Genomic DNA, 19,189 nt, shown 5'->3' with positions numbered 1-19,189 from the left:
TTTATGGCGCGTCGCCCGTTTTCCAGCCAGTCTCTGGTGCTGATTGTCATCGCTATTGCCATCAATATGATTGGCGGACAGCTTATTAGCATGTTGAAGCTGCCTATTTTTCTCGACTCGATCGGCACCTTAATTAGCGCGGTACTGTTAGGGCCGTTCATCGGCATGTTGACTGGGCTTCTGACCAACTTGCTGTGGGGGCTGCTTACCGATCCTATCGCTGCCGCGTTTGCCCCGGTAGCGATGGTTATCGGTCTGGTCGCCGGGTGGCTGGCGCGCGCAGGCTGGTTTCGTACCCTGCCCAAAGTGATCGTCAGCGGGGTCGTCATTACGTTAGCGGTGACGCTGGTCGCTGTACCGCTTCGTACCGCGCTTTTTGGCGGCGTTACCGGCAGCGGCGCTGATTTATTCGTCGCCTGGATGCATTCAATGGGCCAAAACCTGGTGGAGTCGGTCGCGATTACCGTCATAGGCGCTAATCTGGTCGATAAAATTCTGACGGCGATCATCGTTTGGGTGCTGTTGCGTCAGCTACCGTTACGTACGACACGGCATTTTCCTGCGATGTCAGCTGTACGCTAAATGCATCCGTTTACCTCGTTAACCTTATGGGCGCTGGCGGCCTGCACCACGCTGCTACTCCCTGCGCAGACCGTGCTCCCGATTTATAGCGCGGCGGCCTTCCTCTGTCTGCTGGCGCTGAAATCAACGCGGCGGCGGGCGAAGTATGTCGCCTGGCTGATGCTGTCTTTAGGGTTTGGGCTATGGCTGGTACATGGCGGTTGGCTAACAGAATGGATAAGCGGGCAGCCTCGCGATCCGCAGCGCTGGGTATATGCCGTTACGCTATGGCTACGTCTGCTGGCGATCGTGTCGACGTCGCAGCTATGGATGCAGTATGTGCCGGTTCAGCGGTTTATTCGCGCCCTGTTCGCTTCACGTCTGCCGCCCGGCATCGCTTACCTGTTCGCTGGCCCGCTGCTGGTCGTCGAACAGCTCAAACGACAACTGACGATCGTTCATGAAGCCCAGCGCGCGCGCGGCGTACCGCTGGATGAAGGCTGGTATCAGCGGCTACGGGCTATGCCTGCGCTGATCGTGCCGCTTACGCAAAATGCGCTTAACGATCTGACAATACGCGGCGCGGCGTTGGATATGCGGGGGTTTCGGCTGCATCGAGCCCGAACCACGCTGTGGGCGCCGAAAGATAGCATGTTACAACGGGTTGCGCGGTATGGCATGGTACTGCTAATAGTGGCGGAAGCGGGAGTATGGATATGGTTACGTTAGAGCAGTTTCGTTATCTTCCGTCCGATGCGACACGCCCGCCGGCATGTTTTGATTTCCACTATTCAACACCCGGAATAGTGGCGATAGTCGGCGATAACGGCAGCGGAAAAAGTACGCTGGCGCAACTGATGGCTGGCTGGTATCCGGATTATCTCCCCGGCGATATTAACGGCACAGGCTTACTGCTTGGCGTCCCTATCGGGCGGCTCCCGCTGGTAGAACAGTCGCCCACCATCCAGTTGGTGCAGCAATCGCCATATTTACAGCTTTCCGGCTGTACCTTTAGCGTAGAGGAAGAGGTGGCGTTTGGCCCGGAGAATCTCGGCCTCCATGAAGCAGAAATTCTACGGCGCATTGACGAGGCGCTGACTCTGACAAACTGCCAGTCGTTACGCCATCGCCATCCCGGCACGCTCTCCGGCGGCGAAACGCAGCGGGTAGTGATTGCCAGCGCGCTTGCCATGCAGCCCAGGCTATTAGTTCTTGATGAAGCCTTCAGTCGACTGACCTCAGCGGCCACCGGGACACTGCTGGAACGGCTACAACAGTGGGCGCTGGAACGTCATTCTCTTATTGTGCTTTTTGAGCGTAATCATTTCCCCTTTCTGACGCGATGCCAGCGGGTATGGCAATTGCGCGACGGAGCGCTAACCCCATTATGTTGACGTTAAATCAGGTCGCTTATCGCTGGCCGGATGCCGCAGCAGACTGTCTGCACGCCATCTCGCTTGAACTTCGTGACGGCGAATGGCTGGCGTTGACCGGCGATAACGGCGCGGGAAAATCAACACTGTTACGGATTATGGCCGGCCTGCTTTCCCCCACTTCCGGCTCGGTAACGCTTAATGGAGAGCCGATTGCGCAGCTTAAAAATCGTCAACGCGCCGCCGCTATCGGCGTACTCTTTCAGGAAGCGGAAAACCAGATTTTCCACAGCAATGTCGCACAAGAGGTCGCTTTTGGGCTGAAACTACAACGCTTATCGGCGGAGGAAATTTCACGGCGCACGCAGGCCGCGCTGCGGTTATGCCAGCTAACGGACGTCGCCGAGGCGCACCCGCTTGATCTGCACGCCGCGCAGCGCCGGATGGTGGCGGTCGCCAGTCTGGAGGCGATGGCGCCGCCTGTGTTATTGCTGGATGAACCCAGCCGGGATTTTGACGCCCACTGGCTAACCGTATTTGAACACTGGCTGGCGACATGCCGGGCACGGGGAACCAGCGTCGTGGCGATTAGCCATGACGCTGCGTTTACCCGGCGTCATTTTTCACGGGTGGTACGGCTGCATAATGGCGCGATAACGCCGCGTAACATCATTAAGGACACGCCATCCGATATTCGCCCGTAGAGGTCATTTCCAGCATGAGATCGGCTGGCAGGCTACTTTCCAGCACCCGGCGCACATTTGGGCCGTCGGTGCGTTCATAAAAGGTTTCCGCCTCCGCCTGTGATAATCCTCCCGCCAGTTTACGTCCAATCAACCGGGCGCGTAAGGTTTCCGCCGGGGCGCGAATAAATAATGAGAAATCGCAAAACGCCGCTAACGCGCGCCATCTCTCGTCATCCTGCAGGAGCCAGTTTCCTTCCACAATCACGATCGGCGCCGTGACCACAACAGCGTGTTCCACCGGGTCGTGCCGCTGTCGGTCGTACTGCGGCCAGGTCGCTTCGCCAGCCCGCACCAGACGCAGATTTTCCGCCAGCTTATCGACGTCAAAGGTTTCCGGCGCGCCTTTACAGGCACGTAAATGATGCGCCTCCAGCCAGCGGTTATAGTAATGAAAGCCATCCATGGGAAGCGTTTGAATTTCCGGCAGGCCAGCATCCTGACGAGAGAGATATTCCCAGAAGGTGGTCAGCGTGGATTTGCCTGTGCCGGGCGGCGCGCTAAGAAAAACGATGGTACGGCGCTCAGGTTTAGCGGCATGTATTTTAGCCAGTTGTTGCAGTAAGGGCTTGTGAACCTTCTCTATTTCATCATCATGATAATGTGCTTCAACGTGCAGCCCATTAACCGTTAATGCGATTTTCACGGCGTTAATTCCTTTAAAATTGTCGTTACCGCCAGCGCCATCGCCGTTTTGACCATACCGGTAAAGCGCACCTCAGACCACGCGGCGAAGTCGGCAAACTTCATCGACTCCAGCGCGCCATATAAGGGCGCATTACGGGTAATACAGTTAACGTTACTGATGAAGTCCCAGGTAATGTCGTCGGCAAAACCGGGAATCGCGTCTTGTTCATGCAGGTACTGATAAAACTGAGAAAAATGGGTGATGTCAGCGTAGAGCCATTTATCCATTTTCCCCAGCGCATAAATCAGACGTAATGCAACGTCGATATCGTCAAGCGGCCCGCTTTGGGCGAGTAACGGCTTCACTGCATATTCCACAATTTCTTCATCATTATCGACAAATAGCGACGGCAGAAAGCGCTTAATGCCCTGGAGCAAAATGTTATGTGCCGTCGTCATAAACGAAAGTAAATTATTTTGAGCATCCAGTTGCTCAAGCACATCGTCTTCTGTCAGCGTCGTCATTTGTGTCCCGATATACTCATCGTCTTTCAAGCTACAGGTGGACGTGGACTTGCCACCGTCCTTTATCCTGAAAAGCCCAGAGTATATACCCTAAATAATTCGAGTTGCAGACAAGCGGCAAGAGAGAGAACCACCAGGAGCTTACATGAGTAAGTGACTGGTGTGAACGCGCGTCGCCAACGTACTTGCAACGTGAAGAATGACGGGGATAAGTCACCATGAATGCAGAGAGTCTATAATATTACACGTTCGATCTGCGCTACCGATCAGTAAAGTTTGCGTGCGCACACCGTTCGCAACCCGTTGGATCCCGTTAACCAGATCGCCGCCCGTAACGCCCGTCGCGCTAAAGAAAATGTCGTTACCGGCAGCCAGCTCGTCAAGGGAGTAGACGCGGTTAACCGCAACGCCCATTTCTTCGCAGCGTTGACGCTCCTGTTGCGCCACCAGGCGGTTGTCAGCGTTGTCCCCTTTCGCTTCACAAAAGTCGAGCAGCTCCGCCTGCATATCACCGCCCAGCGCTTTTACCGCACAGGCGGAAATTACGCCTTCAGGCGCGCCGCCAATGGTATACATCAGATCATAAGGGTTATCCTGCAAACAGGTCAGGACGCTGGCCGCCACATCACCATCGGGGAGAGCGAATACCTTAACCCCAAGTTGCGTCGCCTGTGTAATGGCCGGTTTCAGCCGCGGTTTATCTAACGTGACCATACGCAGATCCTCCAGCGGCTTATTTAGCGCCCTGGCGACATTTCGCAGATTATCGGTTAACGATAACGCCAGATTGATCACGCCTTTCGCCTGCCGATTTACAACCAGCTTTTTCATATACATATCGGGCGCATGTAACAAGCTGCCCCGGGGCGCAAACGCCATGACGGCCAGCGCATTACTTTGTCCCATCGCGACCATTCGGGTGCCTTCTATAGGATCGACGGCGATATCCACCTCAGGCCCCTCGCCGTTACCCACCTCCTCGCCAATCCACAGCATGGGCGCATGATCGATTTCCCCCTCGCCGATGACGATCCGCCCACGGATGGCGATATCATTCAATGCCTGTCGCATCGCGGTAACAGCCAGCCCATCAATTCTGTTCTTATCGCCGCATCCGGTTTGCGGCCAGGCAGCCAGTGCTGCCTGCTCCGTAATGCGAAATAGCGGCCATGCCAGAGACATCATGCCGCCTCCCCGATATCCACGCCAAATTGCGCCAGCAGGTATCTTTCCGCTTTTTCGTTCCAGATGCCGTGCGTCTCTTCAACCAGACGCGCCAGCTCCCTGAACAACGGATCCGTTTTTCCTTTTTCGGCGAAATCAGTAATCGCCGTCAGCGGCATGGTGACGCCGTTATAGATAAGCTTTTTACCGCCGGGAATATCCGGCAGGTTGAGTACGGTGTCCGGTACTGCATCCAGCCCACCAATATGCGTCACCATGAATGAAGGTTGAAGCTGTCCTGTTGCGCTTAACGTAATAGCCTCTTTCATATCATCTGTGGAGCCGCCGGATGTCCCTACGACATGGGTACTGTTGTAATGCACATTGTAAAAATTAAACGGTACCTTGAACTGGCTATCTGTCGGCCCGGCAAAGAAATTCAGGCAACCGTCTTCGGCGAGAAGATCGTCAGCCATTTCAACGACGGACGGAACGGCGGCATAAACAAAGACATCATCAAATCCTGCGCCATCGGTTAATGTCCGAAGTTGCGCAGCAGGATCAGCCATGCCCGCGGTATTCACATAGATAAGCTCAATGCCTTTCTCGGCGGCCTGTTTGACCGGCAGCAGTTTTTTCGCCTGCGCCAGGCGGGCTTCATCGATATCTACCACCACAATTCGCGCCGGCTGGATCCCGCCGTTAATGGCATAATCAATCGCGCCAATGCCCATCGGTCCGGCACAGGCCAAAAGCGCGATATTACCGCCGGGTTTGACTCCCATCCGATGTTCATAAACATAAGGTGTTGTATGGTAATTGGCGTTATAAGCGCCAATAATGCAGCACATCGGTTCCGCCAGCGATGCCGCGGCAAAATATGAGCCGTGATACGGTAAAACACAGCCCAGATTAATCGCTACTTCCGGGATTATCATGTACGTGGCGTTACCGCCAAAATATTCGTAACTGTAGCCAGCAGAATAACCGCTCGGCAGGCCCATCGCCGGTTGTAAAACAAAACGCTGTCCTTTTTTATATTTATCAGTCAGATTTTTTCCTACTTCGACGATAATTCCAGCACATTCATGACCCGTAATGACTGGATGATTTTCCAGGTCATCTGGCACTCGTTTATGTTCACTGCCTAATAAAGCGGCTTTCCAGGTAGAGAGACATACGCTGTCGGAAATTACGCTTACGAGCAGTTCATTCTCCGTAATGTCGGGTAATTCAAACTCACGGATACGGACATCCCGCTTGCCATATATAGCAGCTACTTTCGTTTTCATATTTACTCCAGAAACCTGAAATATTAATTCGATGTCAAATGGTTAAATAAATCATCAAGGCACGGATCGCCAATATAGTTTTTAATAAGTATTAAGGGTTTATCGCTGACTCGCTTAACCCGTCCTTCAAGGCTGGCGTGGGTAACGATAATATCGGCATCATCCGGTACATTTTCGATAGCATAATGTTTAACGTCGATAGTCAGGCCCGCCTTTTCCAGACGTCGGCGGAACGTTGTGGCGCCCATTGCGCTGGAGCCCATCCCCGCATCGCAGACAAAGGCGATGCGTTTCACGTCGCGATATGAAAATTTGCCTTCTTGCTTCATGGCTTTCACCGCTTTAGCGGAATCGCTAAAAGTATCTTCGCTGTCGGCTTCGCTACTTTTTTCCATTTTCAAAATGAAAGCGGTAATAATAAAGGTCACTGCCGTTCCCGCCGTTACGCCAGCAATCGTAGCAAGGAAAGAACCTTTCGGCGTCAGCGCCAGGTAAGCGAAAATTGAACCCGGGCTTGGCCCTGCAACCAGGCCGCCATCCAGCAGGTTAAACACCCATGTTCCGCTCATCCCGCCGGCAATCATGGCGATGAGTGTTAATGGCTTCATCAGCACATAGGGGAAATAGAGCTCATGAATCCCACCGAGGAAATGGATAATCATGGCGCCAGGCGCAGATTTCTTTGCCATTCCTTTGCCGAATAGCGTAAAGGCAAGCAGCAAACCTAAGCCAGGCCCCGGGTTAGAGGCCACCATAAAGAAAATGGACTTTCCGGTTTCCGACGCCTGTTGCATTCCCAACGGATAATAAACGCCCTGATCGATGGCATTGTTCAAAAAGAGGATTTTTGCCGGTTCATTGATTAAAGACAACAGCGGCAGATAGCCCGCATGTACCAATGATTCAATACACTCCTTCACAAAGTTATTGGCAATAAGTACCGCCGGACCAATCACTTCAAAACCCAGCAGGCACAAAATCATCCCGGCGATACCCAGCGAGAAGTTATTAATCACCATCTCAAAACCGGCGGGAATCCGCTTTTCCAGCAATCGATCAATATATTTAATGACCAGACCGCCGAGAGGCCCCATAATCATTGAGCCAAGAAACATGGGGATATCAGCGCCGATGATAACGCCAATGGTGCCAATTCCCCCCATCACGGCGCCACGCTTTCCACCGACCAGATGTCCACCGGTAGAACCAATCATTACCGGCAGTAAATAAGTAATCATTGGGCCGACAATTTTGGCGAAATGCTCATTTGGCATCCACCCGGTTGGAATAAATAATGCAGTGATAAAACCCCAGGCAATAAAAGCGCCGATATTGGGAATGACCATCGCGGTCAAAAAGCCCCCAAAAGCCTGGACCTTTGCACGAGCAGACTTGTGTTCCATATTAATATCCTGTAAAGGAGAGAATAATTATGCGCGAGCTATAATATCCGCCAGCTCTTTTTCTGATTTCGCAGCTAATAACGCCGCTAAAACATCCTCTTCACATAATAGTTCGCTTAACGCCTGGATAGCGCCAATATGTGAATCTGAATCTGCTGCTGACAGGCCGATTAATAATTTTATGCCGTCATCCTCGTCGGTAAACTGCACATCCTGCCTGAGCAATGTTAATGACATCCCGGTTTTTAACGCGCCGCATTCGGGGCGAGCATGAGGCATCGCGACACCAGGTGCCAGAATATAGTAAGGACCATTACTGATTGTTGAATCTTTGATAGCCTGAATATAATTTTCATTTATATAACGATTAGCCAAAAGGGATGACATGGAAAAATCAACAGCTTCCTGCCAATTTTGTGCCAATGGTCTTATTGTAATAGATGCTTCAGGAAAATAATCTATTAACCGCATAAACTATCCTTATTTTATTTTTAGGGTACAACCTGTCGTTAAAAATAAAATACGCGGGCGGCAAAATGAAATCAATCCAAGCGAAAAAGCGAGCGCTTAAAATGACATGATTATAATTTATCTATAAAACAACCTGTTATAGTTATAAAAATAAAAAGCAAGTTTCATTTTGTGATATACATTGCAAATTCAATAAATAAAAAAATATCAAAATTGTGATAAAAATCCCAAATAAAACCTTGTTAGCTAAAAATAAATGTATCTAAAAATAAAAACGGGTCGCCGAAGCGACCCGTTTTATGCCGTATTAAGGATTACAGCAGCGCTTTCGCTTTGGCGATCACGTTGTCCACCGTGAAGCCAAACTCTTCAAACAGCAGCTCTGCCGGAGCAGACTCACCGAAGGTGGTCATCCCGACAATAGCGCCGTTCAGGCCGACGTATTTGAACCAGTAGTCAGCGATACCCGCTTCAATCGCCACACGCGCAGAGACCGCTTTCGGCAGCACGGATTCACGGTAAGCCGCATCCTGCTTGTCGAACGCGTCGGTGGACGGCATGGAAACCACGCGCGCCTTCACGCCTTCGGCAGTCAGTTTTTCGTAAGCGGCAACCGCCAGCTCAACCTCTGAACCGGTCGCAATGAAGATAATCTGCGGCTGGCCCGCACAATCTTTCAGTACGTAACCACCGCGGGCGATATTCGCCAGTTGCTCTTCAGTACGTTCCTGCTGCGCCAGGTTCTGACGGGAGAGGATCAGCGCGGTTGGGCCATCCTGACGCTCTACGCCATATTTCCACGCCACCGCGGATTCCACCTGGTCGCACGGACGCCATGTGGACATGTTCGGCGTTACGCGCAGGCTTGCCACCTGCTCGACCGGCTGGTGCGTCGGGCCATCTTCGCCCAGACCGATGGAGTCGTGGGTGTACACCATCACCTGACGTTGTTTCATCAACGCTGCCATACGCACTGCGTTACGGGCATATTCGACGAACATCAGGAAGGTGGAGGTGTACGGCAGGAAACCGCCGTGCAGGGCGATACCGTTGGCGATAGCGGTCATACCGAATTCGCGCACACCGTAATGAATGTAGTTACCTGCGGCATCTTCGTTAATCGCTTTCGAACCGGACCACAGGGTCAGGTTAGACGGTGCCAGGTCAGCGGAGCCGCCGAGGAATTCCGGCAACAGCGGACCGAAGGCTTCGATGGCATTCTGGGACGCTTTACGGCTGGCGATTTTGGATGGATTCGCCTGCAGTTTAGCGATGAACTCATTCGCTTTCGCATCGAAGTCAGCCGGCATGTCGCCTTTCATACGACGAGTGAATTCAGCAGCTTCCTGCGGGAAGGCTTTCTCATAAGCCGCGAATTTCTCATTCCATGCAGACTCTTTCGCCTGGCCAGCTTCTTTCGCATCCCACTGGGCGTAGATTTCAGACGGGATTTCGAACGGCGCGTATTTCCAGCCCAACTGTTCGCGGGTCAGCGCGATTTCCGCGTCGCCCAGCGGCGCGCCGTGGGAATCGTGGGTCCCCTGTTTGTTCGGCGAACCGAAACCGATGATGGTTTTGCACATCAGCAGGGACGGTTTGTCAGTCACGGCGCGAGCTTCTTCCGTGGCGCGTTTAATGGCGTCGGCATCGTGACCGTCAATGCCACGGATAACATGCCAGCCGTAGGCTTCAAAACGTTTCGCGGTGTCATCGGTGAACCAGCCTTCAACATGACCATCGATAGAGATACCGTTGTCATCATAGAACGCGATCAGTTTGCCCAGTTTCAGAGTACCAGCCAGAGAGCACACTTCGTGAGAAATGCCTTCCATCATGCAGCCGTCGCCCATAAAGACGTAGGTGAAGTGGTCAACGATGTCGTGGCCAGGACGGTTAAACTGCGCCGCCAGAGTTTTCTCGGCAATCGCCATCCCGACGGCGTTGGCAATACCCTGCCCCAGCGGGCCAGTAGTGGTTTCAACACCAGCGGTGTAGCCCACTTCCGGATGACCCGGGGTTTTTGAATGTAGCTGACGGAAATTCTGCAGTTCGGACATCGGCAGGTCATAGCCGGTGAGGTGCAGCAGGCTGTAAATCAGCATTGAGCCGTGGCCATTGGACAGCACAAAGCGGTCGCGGTCGGCCCAGGACGGGTTGGTCGGGTTGTGGTTCAGGAAATCACGCCACAGGACTTCGGCAATGTCAGCCATACCCATCGGGGCACCCGGGTGACCGGATTTGGCTTTCTGTACTGCGTCCATGCTCAGCGCACGAATAGCATTGGCAAGCTCTTTACGTGAGGACATTTTGACTCCAGATCGGATGTTGAAAGGCCATGCCCGTAACGACTTGACGACAGCGCGTTTTGGGCTACGCCGGAAAATTTGCCAACAATTTACCCCAAGCCGCGCGTCATGTACATGGAACATCCTTTTACCGCTTCAGAAATCTCCGGATCGTGCTCGCATGTTGCGCAATTAGCTAACTTGCCTGCCACGCTTTTCTTTATACTTAACCCAGGCGCTAATTCATCTGCAACGGGCGCATTTCAAAATAATATTAATTCGTATGGAAGAGAAAAATGAAAATTCGCGCTTTACTGCTTGCTTTGGGCATGGCGACGGTGCTGACCGGTTGCCAGAATATGGACTCTAATGGACTGCTTTCTTCGGGCGCTGAAGCTTTTCAGGCCTATACGTTAAGCGATGCGCAGGTAAAAGCGTTGAGCGATCAATCCTGTCAAGAGCTCGACAGCAAAGCGAAAATCGCGCCGGCGAGCAGCGAATACGCTAAACGACTGACAAAAATTGCCGCCGCGCTGGGGGATAACATTAACGGCCAGCCGGTGAACTATAAGGTTTACGAGACGAAAGACGTCAACGCGTTTGCCATGGCGAACGGTTGTATCCGCGTCTACAGCGGACTGATGGATATGATGACCGACAACGAAGTTGAAGCCGTGATCGGTCATGAAATGGGCCATGTCGCTCTGGGTCATGTAAAGAAAGGGATGCAGGTCGCGCTGGGCACTAACGCCGTGCGAGTTGCGGCGGCATCGGCAGGAGGCGTTGTCGGCAGCCTGTCGCAATCACAGCTTGGCGATCTTGGCGAAAAACTGGTGAACTCGCAGTTCTCTCAGCGTCAGGAGTCCGAAGCGGATGATTATTCTTACGATCTGTTGCGCAAACGCGGTATCAGTCCGGCAGGACTCGCCACCAGCTTTGAGAAACTGGCAAAACTGGAAGCGGGTCGTCAAAGCTCAATGTTCGACGATCACCCGGCGTCCGCCGCACGCGCACAGCATGTGCGCGATCGTATGAGCGCGGACGGGATCAAATAATCCCCGAACAGTGCCGGATGGCGGCGTGAACGCCTTATCCGGCCTACACAGGCCCGGTAAGCGTAGGCCGGATAAGCGCAGTGCCATCCGGCAAAACAACTTACTCGCCCTTCTTCGCCGCCTGGATATAGAGCATTTCTAATGCCAGCGTCGCGGCCGCCAGAGCGGTGATCTCCGACTGATCGTAAGCCGGCGCGACTTCCACTACATCCATACCGACAATGTTCAGATCTTTCAGACCGCGTACCAGTTTAATGGCGCGATCGGAGGTCAAACCGCCGATCACCGGCGTACCGGTGCCAGGCGCAAACGCCGGGTCCAGACAGTCGATATCAAAGGTCAGATAGACCGGCATATCGCCGACGATCTGTTTCACCTGAGCGAGAATATCATCCACGCCACGATCGTTGACCTGGCAGGCATCCAGCACGGTAAAGCCATTGTCTTTGTCAAACTCAGTGCGAATACCGATCTGTACCGAATGATGCGGATCGATCAGGCCTTCTTTCGGCGCGGTGTAGAACATCGTGCCGTGATCGAATTCGCAGCCGTTAGCGTAGGTATCGGTATGCGCGTCAAAATGTACCAGCGCCATTTTGCCAAAATGTTTCGCGTGGGCGCGCAGCAGCGGCAGCGTGACGAAGTGGTCGCCGCCGAAAGAGAGCATACGCTTGCCTGCAGACAGCAGTTTTTCAGCGTGCGCCTGTAATTTTTCGCTCATTTCACGGGCATCGCCAAACGCATACACCAAATCGCCGCAGTCCACGACGTTCAGGCGCTCGCGCATGTCAAAATTCCACGGGAAACGGTGATGTTCCCAGGCGAGGTTGGTCGACACCTGACGGATCGCCGCCGGGCCATGACGGCCGCCAGCGCGACCGGACGTTGCCATATCAAACGGTACGCCAGTGATCACCCAGTCGGCATCGCTGTCATACGGCTGGAAGTTCATTGGCAGACGTAAAAAACCAAACGCATTAGAAACCAGTGAGTTATCGTACTGATGACCTAAGGTGCTCATGTCCTGACCTCTTTTAGAGTCGTTGCATTAAAACAGATGAAAAAAAATCCCCTCCGCGTCGTTAAACCCGACGAGGAAGGGATTGATTTGTAAATCGCTATTGCGGCGAATTATCGCCGTTAATTCATACGGGTTCAAGTGAGTATAGCATTCTGCCGGGTGGCGGCTTTACCTTATCCAGCCTGCATTCGTAGGCCCGGTAAGCACAGCGCCACCGGGCATCAACGGCTACTCATCTTCAAGATAAGTATAACCGTACAGTCCCGCTTCAAATTCCTCAAGGAACTGCTGCTGCAACGCATCGTCCAGATCCGTCTGTTTTACCTGGTCGCGGAAATGCGTTAACAGCGTTTTTGGATCCAGTTGCACATATTGCAGCATATCCGCAACGGTATCGCCTTCGTCCGACAGCTCAACCTCGACGCTACCATCCGGGAAGACAAACACGTCAACCGCTTCAGTATCGCCAAACAGGTTGTGCATGTTACCGAGGATCTCCTGATAGGCGCCGACCATAAAGAAGCCGAGCATCGGCGGATTCTCTGGATCGTATTCCGGCATCGGCATCGTCGTGGCGATACCGTCGCCATCGATATAGTGGTCGATAGCGCCATCGGAATCACAGGTAATATCCAGCAGCACGGCGCGACGTTCCGGTACCTGATCTAACCCTTCCAGCGGCAGCACCGGGAAGAGCTGATCGATTCCCCACGCGTCCGGCATTGACTGGAACAGCGAGAAGTTGACGTACATTTTGTCCGCCATCCGCTCTTGCAGTTCGTCGATAATCGGACGATGCGCACGGTTTTGCGGGTCCAGTTGCTTCTGCACTTCATGGCACATGCTGAGATAAAGTTGCTCCGCCCAGGCGCGCTCCTGCAAACTAAACGCGCCGGAAGAGTAGCCGATATGAATATCGTGCAGATCCATTTGGCTATCATGCAACCACTCACGCAGCGAGCGGCGAGTGCCAGGCTTATGCATCTCCTGCCAGGTTTCCCACAGATTTTGCAGCGCGCGCGGCGCATCTTCAGCAGGGGCAGTCGGATCCGTGTATTCGTTACGCTCCACGCCGATAATGTTAGAGACCAGTACCGTATGGTGCGCAGTGACGGCGCGGCCAGACTCGGTAATCACCGTCGGATGCGGTAAACCATGCTCTTCGCAGGCATCGCCAATCGCCCAGATGATGTTATTGGCATATTCGTTCAGGCCATAGTTCACCGAACAGTCGGACTGCGAGCGGGTACCTTCATAATCCACGCCCAGACCGCCGCCCACGTCGAAACACTGAATATTCACGCCCAGCTTATGCAGCTCAACATAGAAACGCGCGGACTCGCGCACGCCGGTCGCGATATCGCGAATGTTCGCCATCTGCGATCCCAGGTGGAAGTGCAACAGTTGCAGACTGTCCAGACGCCCAGCGTCACGCAGGGTCTCCACCAGTTGCAGCACCTGCGTCGCCGCCAGGCCGAATTTTGATTTTTCGCCGCCGGAGGATTGCCACTTACCGGACCCCTGAGAGGCCAGACGCGCACGCACGCCCAGGCGAGGAACCACGTTCAGGCGCTCGGCCTCTTCCAGCACAATCGCGATTTCAGACATCTTTTCGATGACCAGATAAACCTTATGGCCCATCTTCTCGCCAATCAGCGCCAGCCGAATATATTCACGGTCTTTATAACCATTACAGACGATCACGCTACGGGTCATGCCGGCATGCGCCAGCACCGCCATCAATTCCGCTTTCGACCCCGCTTCCAGCCCCAACGGTTCACCGGAATGGATAAGGGACTCGATCACGCGGCGATGCTGATTGACCTTAATCGGATAAACGAGGAAGTAGTCGCCGTTATAACCGTAAGATTCACGCGCACGCTTAAACGCCGCGTTAATTGAACGCAAACGGTGTTGCAGGATCTGCGGGAAGCAGAACAGCGCCGGCAGACGCTGGCCTTGCGCTTCGCGCGCTTTCACCAGTTTGGCAAGATCGACACGCGCTTCCGGTACGTCGGGATCGGGGCATACGCTAATATGGCCCAGCTCGTTGACGTCGTAGTAGTTATTGCCCCACCAGGCAATATTGTAAGTGCGCAGCATCTTGCTGGCTTCCTGGGAGCTCATTGCAACCTCCTGCATGGAGCGTAGTACACCCTGTTCGCCTGCTGACGAAGGCGAACCCATAGACATGTCGTCAGACATAGCGAACCTCAATTTTTATTAGCAAGTGTAAAACAGTTGACTACTATCGCAATCCGAAGACGCGATAACAACCCATAGACAAGCGGATTTTCCAGCAGATAGCGCTGATGCTCCGCCTGCGCGACCGGTTTCTTTTTCATATCATTGTAAACACGTAACCGAACTCACAGATAACGGTTCGGCGAAACCACGAGAAAACTCTTGCGTTAACAAGAGCGCCCTTGTTCAGTCTTCAGCGCCATTGCCGGCTCTGGAATCCTGAGAAGCGCCGAGATGGGTATAACATCGGCAGGTATGCAAAGCAGAGATGCAGATTGCGGGGGACATGCGCGCACCAGAACGATGCGACAGATTCAGCAGAATACAACGGTTCATTATCTCGTATCACCTCCACGGCCGCCTCGTAAGACGAACCCACAAGCCAAAGCAACGTTTTAACCCGGCTGGAAGTGGCGACACGAAGAAAACGTCGTGTGCTTTTGTATGAGCCGCGCGTCGCGTTTTATACCCAGAACGCAGAAAAAAAGCAAAGCATAAATGCGCATAATGTCAGCATTATCAGAAACGTTTACCGCCTGATTTTGACCGACATTGCGACGGCCTTCAAAAAAAGCTGGAAATTGGGCGAAGAAGTGACCTAAAATAGCCGTCCAGATGTTAATCCATCCATACTGATTAACACTCAGACTGCCAGTGTCAGCGACCTTCAGACTCATGGTAGAATCTTCTGTCATGACTATTCCGCACAACAGTTTGAGCTAACTAAATTCTCCTTAGGTGAAATTAAATATGGCAAAACACCTTTTTACGTCTGAGTCCGTATCAGAAGGGCATCCTGACAAAATCGCAGACCAAATCTCTGATGCCGTGTTGGACGCAATCCTGCAACAGGATCCGAAAGCACGCGTCGCCTGTGAAACCTACGTTAAAACCGGCATGGTTTTAGTTGGCGGTGAGATCACCACCAGCGCCTGGGTCGATATCGAAGAGATTACCCGTAATACGGTGCGCGAAATTGGCTATGTGCATTCCGACATGGGCTTTGACGCCAACTCTTGCGCGGTACTGAGCGCAATTGGCAAACAGTCTCCGGATATCAACCAGGGCGTTGACCGCGCAGACCCGCTGGAACAAGGCGCGGGCGACCAGGGCCTGATGTTTGGCTACGCGACAAATGAAACCGACGTACTGATGCCTGCGCCAATCACCTACGCGCACCGTCTGGTACAGCGTCAGGCTGAAGTGCGTAAAAATGACACCCTGCCATGGTTGCGTCCGGATGCAAAAAGCCAGGTCACTTTCCAGTATGACGACGGCAAAATCGTCGGTATCGACGCCGTGGTTCTCTCTACGCAGCACGCAGAAGATATCGACCAAAAATCGCTGCAAGAAGCGGTGATGGAAGAGATCATCAAACCCATTCTGCCGTCTGAATGGTTAAATACGTCCACTAAGTTTTTTATCAACCCAACCGGGCGTTTTGTTATCGGCGGCCCGATGGGCGATTGTGGTCTGACCGGTCGTAAGATCATCGTTGATACCTACGGCGGTATGGCGCGTCACGGCGGCGGCGCCTTCTCCGGTAAAGATCCGTCTAAAGTTGACCGTTCTGCAGCTTACGCTGCGCGTTATGTCGCGAAAAACATCGTGGCGGCAGGTCTGGCGGATCGCTGTGAAATCCAGGTCTCCTACGCTATCGGCGTAGCGGAGCCGACGTCCATCATGGTGGAAACGTTCGGTACTGAAAAAGTGCCTGCTGAACAGTTGATTCTGCTGGTGCGCGAATTCTTCGACCTGCGCCCGTACGGCTTGATTCAGATGCTGGATCTGCTGCACCCGATCTACAAAGAAACTGCGGCTTACGGCCACTTCGGTCGCGAAAACTTCCCATGGGAAAAAACCGACAAAGCGCAACTGCTGCGCGATGCTGCCGGTCTGAAATAATCGCCCGCGCCTGACGCTGTTTTTCAGTCAGGTAAACCATACCGTACTTATCAAGGCCAGCGCCCTGCTGGCCTTTATCATTGCTGATACACGCAACGTTATCAGATGTTCCAGCGTGTATTTATACTGACCTTTTTGTGATGCGCAGCACAATCCGCTCTCCCCTTTCGTTTCTTCGACTACACTTTTCATCATTCAGTTTCAGCAGCTATGAAAGCGGTTACATTCATTTTCATTGAGAACTGACCACCTCACTGTCGGTATGCTAACTCTGCGATGAAAATGTTACATAGTTTTTCAGCTTTGTCTGAATACCAGGCGATTGATAGGGTTATAAGATTATTAAAACTATTATTTTTCAGATAATTAAATAATCACCGAGATAAATAGTAGTGTAAACGATTACACCATTGTGATTAGCCTCACATCTTTTTACGGCGTACTCACCTACTCTTAACATCGATAAAATTGCTAACCCAACCGGAGGGCATAATGCCTGACAATAAAAAACAAGGGCGTTCCAACAAGGCCATGACATTTTTTGTCTGCTTTCTTGCAGCCCTGGCAGGATTACTTTTTGGCCTGGATATCGGCGTTATCGCCGGTGCTTTACCCTTCATTACCGACGAGTTTCAGATTACCGCACACACTCAGGAATGGGTGGTCAGCTCCATGATGTTTGGCGCGGCCGTCGGCGCTGTCGGCAGCGGCTGGCTCTCCTTTAAGCTGGGTCGTAAAAAAAGCCTGATGATCGGCGCTATCCTGTTCGTCGCCGGTTCGCTGTTCTCCGCTGCGGCGCCTAACGTTGAAGTCCTGATTATTTCTCGCGTGCTGCTGGGTCTGGCCGTCGGCGTCGCTTCCTACACTGCACCGTTGTACCTGTCCGAGATCGCGCCGGAAAAAATTCGCGGCAGTATGATCTCAATGTACCAACTCATGATCACCATCGGGATTCTGGGCGCTTATCTGTCCGACACCGCGTTCAGCTACAGCGGCGCATGGCGCTGGATGCTCGGCGTGATCATCATCCCGGCCATTCTGCTGCTGATCGGCGTCTTCTTCCTGCCGGACAGCCCGCGCTGGTTTGCGGCGAAACGCCGTTTCCATGATGCTGAACGCGTCCTGTTGCGCCTGCGTGACACCAGTGCGGAAGCAAAACGTGAGCTCGATGAAATTCGCGAAAGTTTGCAGGTTAAACAGAGCGGTTGGGCGTTGTTCAAAGAGAACAGCAACTTCCGCCGCGCCGTGTTTCTTGGCATTTTGTTGCAGGTCATGCAGCAATTTACCGGGATGAACGTCATCATGTATTACGCGCCGAAAATCTTCGAACTGGCGGGGTACACGAATACCACGGAGCAGATGTGGGGCACCGTTATTGTTGGTCTGACTAACGTGCTGGCAACCTTCATCGCTATCGGCCTGGTTGACCGCTGGGGCCGCAAGCCGACCCTGACGCTGGGCTTCCTGGTCATGGCGATTGGTATGGGGATTCTGGGTACGATGATGCACATCGGCATCCATTCACCGTCTGCGCAATACTTCGCTATCGCTATGCTGCTGATGTTCATCATTGGATTTGCGATGAGCGCTGGTCCGCTGATTTGGGTACTGTGCTCCGAAATCCAGCCGCTCAAAGGCCGCGATTTCGGCATCACCTGCTCCACCGCGACCAACTGGATCGCCAATATGATCGTCGGCGCAACGTTCCTGACCATGCTGAACAATCTGGGTAACGCCAACACCTTCTGGGTCTACGCTGGCCTGAACGTGCTGTTTATCCTGCTGACCCTGTGGCTGGTGCCGGAAACCAAACACGTTTCGCTGGAACACATTGAACGTAACCTGATGAAAGGTCGTAAACTGCGCGAAATCGGCGCCCACGACTAATCCCTCCACGCTTCCTCCTGCCACAGGAGGAAGCGTTTTTCTTGCAGTCCCTCTTCCGTCGCACTATTCTCTGCCGCTATGAAAACCCCTCGTCTCCCTATCGCTATCCAGCAGGCCGTGATACGCCGTCTGCGGGAAAATCTCGCCCAGGCGAACCTCAAGCTCGATAGACATTATCCGGAGCCGAAACTGGTGTATACGCAACGCGGCACCTCGGCGGGCACCGCCTGGCTGGAGAGCTACGAAATCCGCCTCAACCCGGTGTTACTGCTGGAAAACATCGACACCTTTATAGCAGAGGTCGTGCCGCATGAACTGGCGCATCTGTTGGTGTGGAAGCACTTCGGACGCAAGGCTCCGCATGGCAAGGAATGGAAGTGGATGATGGAAAGCGTGCTGGGCGTTCCGGCCAGACGTACTCATCAATTTGCGCTGCAATCCGTACGGCGCAATACCTTTCCCTACCATTGCCAATGCCAGCAACATCAACTCACCGTCCGCCGTCATAATCGGGTAGTACGCGGCGAAGCGGTTTATCGTTGCGTTCACTGCGGCGAACCACTGGTCGCCGGGTAGTTCCCGAAACGTCCGGGAACTTTCCTGAGCGGACTGATTGCATACAGACACAACTTT

20 protein-coding genes are annotated in these 19,189 nt (G+C 53.2%); 8 read left to right on the top strand and 12 right to left on the bottom strand.

Features of this window, described 5'->3' with window-relative positions; all coding sequences use genetic code 11:
• Nucleotides 1-3: 3 nt before the first annotated feature.
• From NA197_RS06025 to NA197_RS06010, 4 genes are read left to right on the top strand one after another with little or no spacing between them, the layout of a single operon-like run.
• On the top strand, nt 4-582 hold the full coding sequence (locus tag NA197_RS06025) for an ECF transporter S component (RefSeq protein ID WP_000124001.1): 579 nt from the start codon (nt 4-6) through the stop codon (nt 580-582).
• Nucleotides 583-1,290 (top strand): energy-coupling factor transporter transmembrane component T, encoded by a 708-nt coding sequence (locus NA197_RS06020; RefSeq protein ID WP_064043084.1) that lies wholly within the window; start codon nt 583-585, stop codon nt 1,288-1,290.
• The gene (locus NA197_RS06015) at nt 1,278-1,955 is read left to right on the top strand and encodes an ABC transporter ATP-binding protein (RefSeq protein WP_064043088.1); all 678 of its coding nucleotides are present in this window, start codon (nt 1,278-1,280) and stop codon (nt 1,953-1,955) included. The genes NA197_RS06020 and NA197_RS06015 overlap by 13 nt, the downstream gene beginning before the upstream one ends.
• A complete protein-coding gene (locus NA197_RS06010) occupies nt 1,949-2,638 on the top strand; it encodes an energy-coupling factor ABC transporter ATP-binding protein (protein ID WP_000956926.1) in 690 nt (229 codons plus the stop codon). The genes NA197_RS06015 and NA197_RS06010 overlap by 7 nt, the downstream gene beginning before the upstream one ends.
• Here NA197_RS06010 and NA197_RS06005 read toward each other — a convergent pair.
• The 7 genes from NA197_RS06005 to tkt form a co-directional block, all read right to left on the bottom strand.
• Entirely contained in the window at nt 2,607-3,323 is a 717-nt protein-coding gene (locus NA197_RS06005; protein ID WP_064043085.1) for a nucleoside/nucleotide kinase family protein, read from the bottom strand. The genes NA197_RS06010 and NA197_RS06005 overlap by 32 nt on opposite strands.
• On the bottom strand, nt 3,320-3,829 hold the full coding sequence (locus NA197_RS06000; protein ID WP_000209974.1) for an MltR family transcriptional regulator: 510 nt from the start codon (nt 3,827-3,829) through the stop codon (nt 3,320-3,322). The genes NA197_RS06005 and NA197_RS06000 overlap by 4 nt, the downstream gene beginning before the upstream one ends.
• A 213-nt stretch (nt 3,830-4,042) precedes the next feature.
• Complete coding sequence (gene glpX / locus NA197_RS05995) at nt 4,043-5,014, bottom strand: class II fructose-bisphosphatase (RefSeq protein WP_064043086.1); 972 nt, start codon at nt 5,012-5,014, stop codon at nt 4,043-4,045.
• Nucleotides 5,011-6,285 (bottom strand): zinc-binding dehydrogenase, encoded by a 1,275-nt coding sequence (locus tag NA197_RS05990; protein WP_064043087.1) that lies wholly within the window; start codon nt 6,283-6,285, stop codon nt 5,011-5,013. Before NA197_RS05990 ends, glpX begins: the two co-directional genes overlap by 4 nt.
• Before the next feature lie 23 nt (nt 6,286-6,308).
• Nucleotides 6,309-7,688: a PTS mannitol transporter subunit IICB gene (locus NA197_RS05985; protein ID WP_000400411.1), complete on the bottom strand. Its 1,380-nt coding sequence runs from the start codon at nt 7,686-7,688 to the stop codon at nt 6,309-6,311.
• 27 nt (nt 7,689-7,715) lie between these two features.
• Nucleotides 7,716-8,159 carry a PTS mannitol transporter subunit IIA gene (gene cmtB, locus NA197_RS05980; RefSeq protein ID WP_001518319.1) on the bottom strand — a complete coding sequence of 148 codons (444 nt, stop codon included), beginning with the start codon at nt 8,157-8,159 and terminating at the stop codon, nt 7,716-7,718.
• A gap of 314 nt (nt 8,160-8,473) precedes the next feature.
• Nucleotides 8,474-10,465, bottom strand: a complete 1,992-nt coding sequence (gene tkt, locus NA197_RS05975; protein WP_000098651.1) for a transketolase — start codon at nt 10,463-10,465, stop codon at nt 8,474-8,476.
• A gap of 275 nt (nt 10,466-10,740) precedes the next feature.
• Here tkt and NA197_RS05970 point away from each other — a divergent pair, with 275 nt between their 5' ends.
• The gene (locus tag NA197_RS05970; RefSeq protein WP_000701825.1) at nt 10,741-11,499 is read left to right on the top strand and encodes a M48 family metallopeptidase; all 759 of its coding nucleotides are present in this window, start codon (nt 10,741-10,743) and stop codon (nt 11,497-11,499) included.
• Nucleotides 11,500-11,599: 100 nt separating this feature from the next.
• Here NA197_RS05970 and speB read toward each other — a convergent pair whose 3' ends face one another.
• The 5 genes from speB to NA197_RS05945 form a co-directional block, all read right to left on the bottom strand.
• Entirely contained in the window at nt 11,600-12,520 is a 921-nt protein-coding gene (gene speB, locus NA197_RS05965) for an agmatinase (RefSeq protein WP_000105550.1), read from the bottom strand.
• A 228-nt stretch (nt 12,521-12,748) separates the two neighbouring features.
• On the bottom strand, nt 12,749-14,725 hold the full coding sequence (gene speA, locus NA197_RS05960) for a biosynthetic arginine decarboxylase (protein WP_001278580.1): 1,977 nt from the start codon (nt 14,723-14,725) through the stop codon (nt 12,749-12,751).
• Nucleotides 14,726-14,733: 8 nt separating this feature from the next.
• Nucleotides 14,734-14,865 (bottom strand): acid stress response protein YqgB, encoded by a 132-nt coding sequence (gene yqgB, locus NA197_RS05955; RefSeq protein WP_000729109.1) that lies wholly within the window; start codon nt 14,863-14,865, stop codon nt 14,734-14,736.
• A gap of 85 nt (nt 14,866-14,950) precedes the next feature.
• On the bottom strand, nt 14,951-15,100 hold the full coding sequence (locus NA197_RS05950) for a hypothetical protein (protein WP_001751809.1): 150 nt from the start codon (nt 15,098-15,100) through the stop codon (nt 14,951-14,953).
• Between the two features lie 59 nt (nt 15,101-15,159).
• Complete coding sequence (locus tag NA197_RS05945; RefSeq protein ID WP_001540882.1) at nt 15,160-15,459, bottom strand: hypothetical protein; 300 nt, start codon at nt 15,457-15,459, stop codon at nt 15,160-15,162.
• 55 nt (nt 15,460-15,514) lie between these two features.
• Here NA197_RS05945 and metK point away from each other — a divergent pair, with 55 nt between their 5' ends.
• The 3 genes from metK (at nt 15,515) to NA197_RS05930 (ending at nt 19,132) form a co-directional block, all read left to right on the top strand.
• On the top strand, nt 15,515-16,669 hold the full coding sequence (gene metK / locus NA197_RS05940; RefSeq protein ID WP_058144905.1) for a methionine adenosyltransferase: 1,155 nt from the start codon (nt 15,515-15,517) through the stop codon (nt 16,667-16,669).
• A gap of 492 nt (nt 16,670-17,161) precedes the next feature.
• The gene (gene galP / locus NA197_RS05935; RefSeq protein ID WP_001113171.1) at nt 17,162-18,556 is read left to right on the top strand and encodes a galactose/proton symporter; all 1,395 of its coding nucleotides are present in this window, start codon (nt 17,162-17,164) and stop codon (nt 18,554-18,556) included.
• Between the two features lie 78 nt (nt 18,557-18,634).
• Nucleotides 18,635-19,132: a SprT family zinc-dependent metalloprotease gene (locus tag NA197_RS05930; RefSeq protein ID WP_064043141.1), complete on the top strand. Its 498-nt coding sequence runs from the start codon at nt 18,635-18,637 to the stop codon at nt 19,130-19,132.
• Nucleotides 19,133-19,189 lie beyond the last annotated feature (57 nt).

The sequence above is a fragment of the Salmonella sp. NW884 genome, from assembly GCF_051700745.1.
Lineage (GTDB): Bacteria > Pseudomonadota > Gammaproteobacteria > Enterobacterales > Enterobacteriaceae > Salmonella > Salmonella enterica.
This window is presented reverse-complemented; position numbering and strand designations above follow the sequence as displayed.

Bases quoted from the DNA above. Each gene is read 5' to 3' on its own strand.
- NA197_RS06025 (WP_000124001.1), top strand. From the start codon at position 4: ATGGCGCGTCGCCCGTTTTCCAGCCAGTCTCTGGTGCTGATTGTCATC.
- yqgB (WP_000729109.1), bottom strand. From the start codon at position 14,865: ATGAAAAAGAAACCGGTCGCGCAGGCGGAGCATCAGCGCTATCTGCTG.
- cmtB (WP_001518319.1), bottom strand. From the start codon at position 8,159: ATGCGGTTAATAGATTATTTTCCTGAAGCATCTATTACAATAAGACCA.
- NA197_RS05930 (WP_064043141.1), top strand. From the start codon at position 18,635: ATGAAAACCCCTCGTCTCCCTATCGCTATCCAGCAGGCCGTGATACGC.
- metK (WP_058144905.1), top strand. From the start codon at position 15,515: ATGGCAAAACACCTTTTTACGTCTGAGTCCGTATCAGAAGGGCATCCT.
- NA197_RS06000 (WP_000209974.1), bottom strand. From the start codon at position 3,829: ATGACGACGCTGACAGAAGACGATGTGCTTGAGCAACTGGATGCTCAA.
- glpX (WP_064043086.1), bottom strand. From the start codon at position 5,014: ATGATGTCTCTGGCATGGCCGCTATTTCGCATTACGGAGCAGGCAGCA.
- NA197_RS05945 (WP_001540882.1), bottom strand. From the start codon at position 15,459: ATGACAGAAGATTCTACCATGAGTCTGAAGGTCGCTGACACTGGCAGT.
- NA197_RS06020 (WP_064043084.1), top strand. From the start codon at position 583: ATGCATCCGTTTACCTCGTTAACCTTATGGGCGCTGGCGGCCTGCACC.
- tkt (WP_000098651.1), bottom strand. From the start codon at position 10,465: ATGTCCTCACGTAAAGAGCTTGCCAATGCTATTCGTGCGCTGAGCATG.
- NA197_RS06010 (WP_000956926.1), top strand. From the start codon at position 1,949: ATGTTGACGTTAAATCAGGTCGCTTATCGCTGGCCGGATGCCGCAGCA.
- NA197_RS05990 (WP_064043087.1), bottom strand. From the start codon at position 6,285: ATGAAAACGAAAGTAGCTGCTATATATGGCAAGCGGGATGTCCGTATC.
- speB (WP_000105550.1), bottom strand. From the start codon at position 12,520: ATGAGCACCTTAGGTCATCAGTACGATAACTCACTGGTTTCTAATGCG.
- NA197_RS05985 (WP_000400411.1), bottom strand. From the start codon at position 7,688: ATGGAACACAAGTCTGCTCGTGCAAAGGTCCAGGCTTTTGGGGGCTTT.
- NA197_RS05950 (WP_001751809.1), bottom strand. From the start codon at position 15,100: ATGAACCGTTGTATTCTGCTGAATCTGTCGCATCGTTCTGGTGCGCGC.
- galP (WP_001113171.1), top strand. From the start codon at position 17,162: ATGCCTGACAATAAAAAACAAGGGCGTTCCAACAAGGCCATGACATTT.
- NA197_RS06015 (WP_064043088.1), top strand. From the start codon at position 1,278: ATGGTTACGTTAGAGCAGTTTCGTTATCTTCCGTCCGATGCGACACGC.
- NA197_RS05970 (WP_000701825.1), top strand. From the start codon at position 10,741: ATGAAAATTCGCGCTTTACTGCTTGCTTTGGGCATGGCGACGGTGCTG.
- speA (WP_001278580.1), bottom strand. From the start codon at position 14,725: ATGTCTGACGACATGTCTATGGGTTCGCCTTCGTCAGCAGGCGAACAG.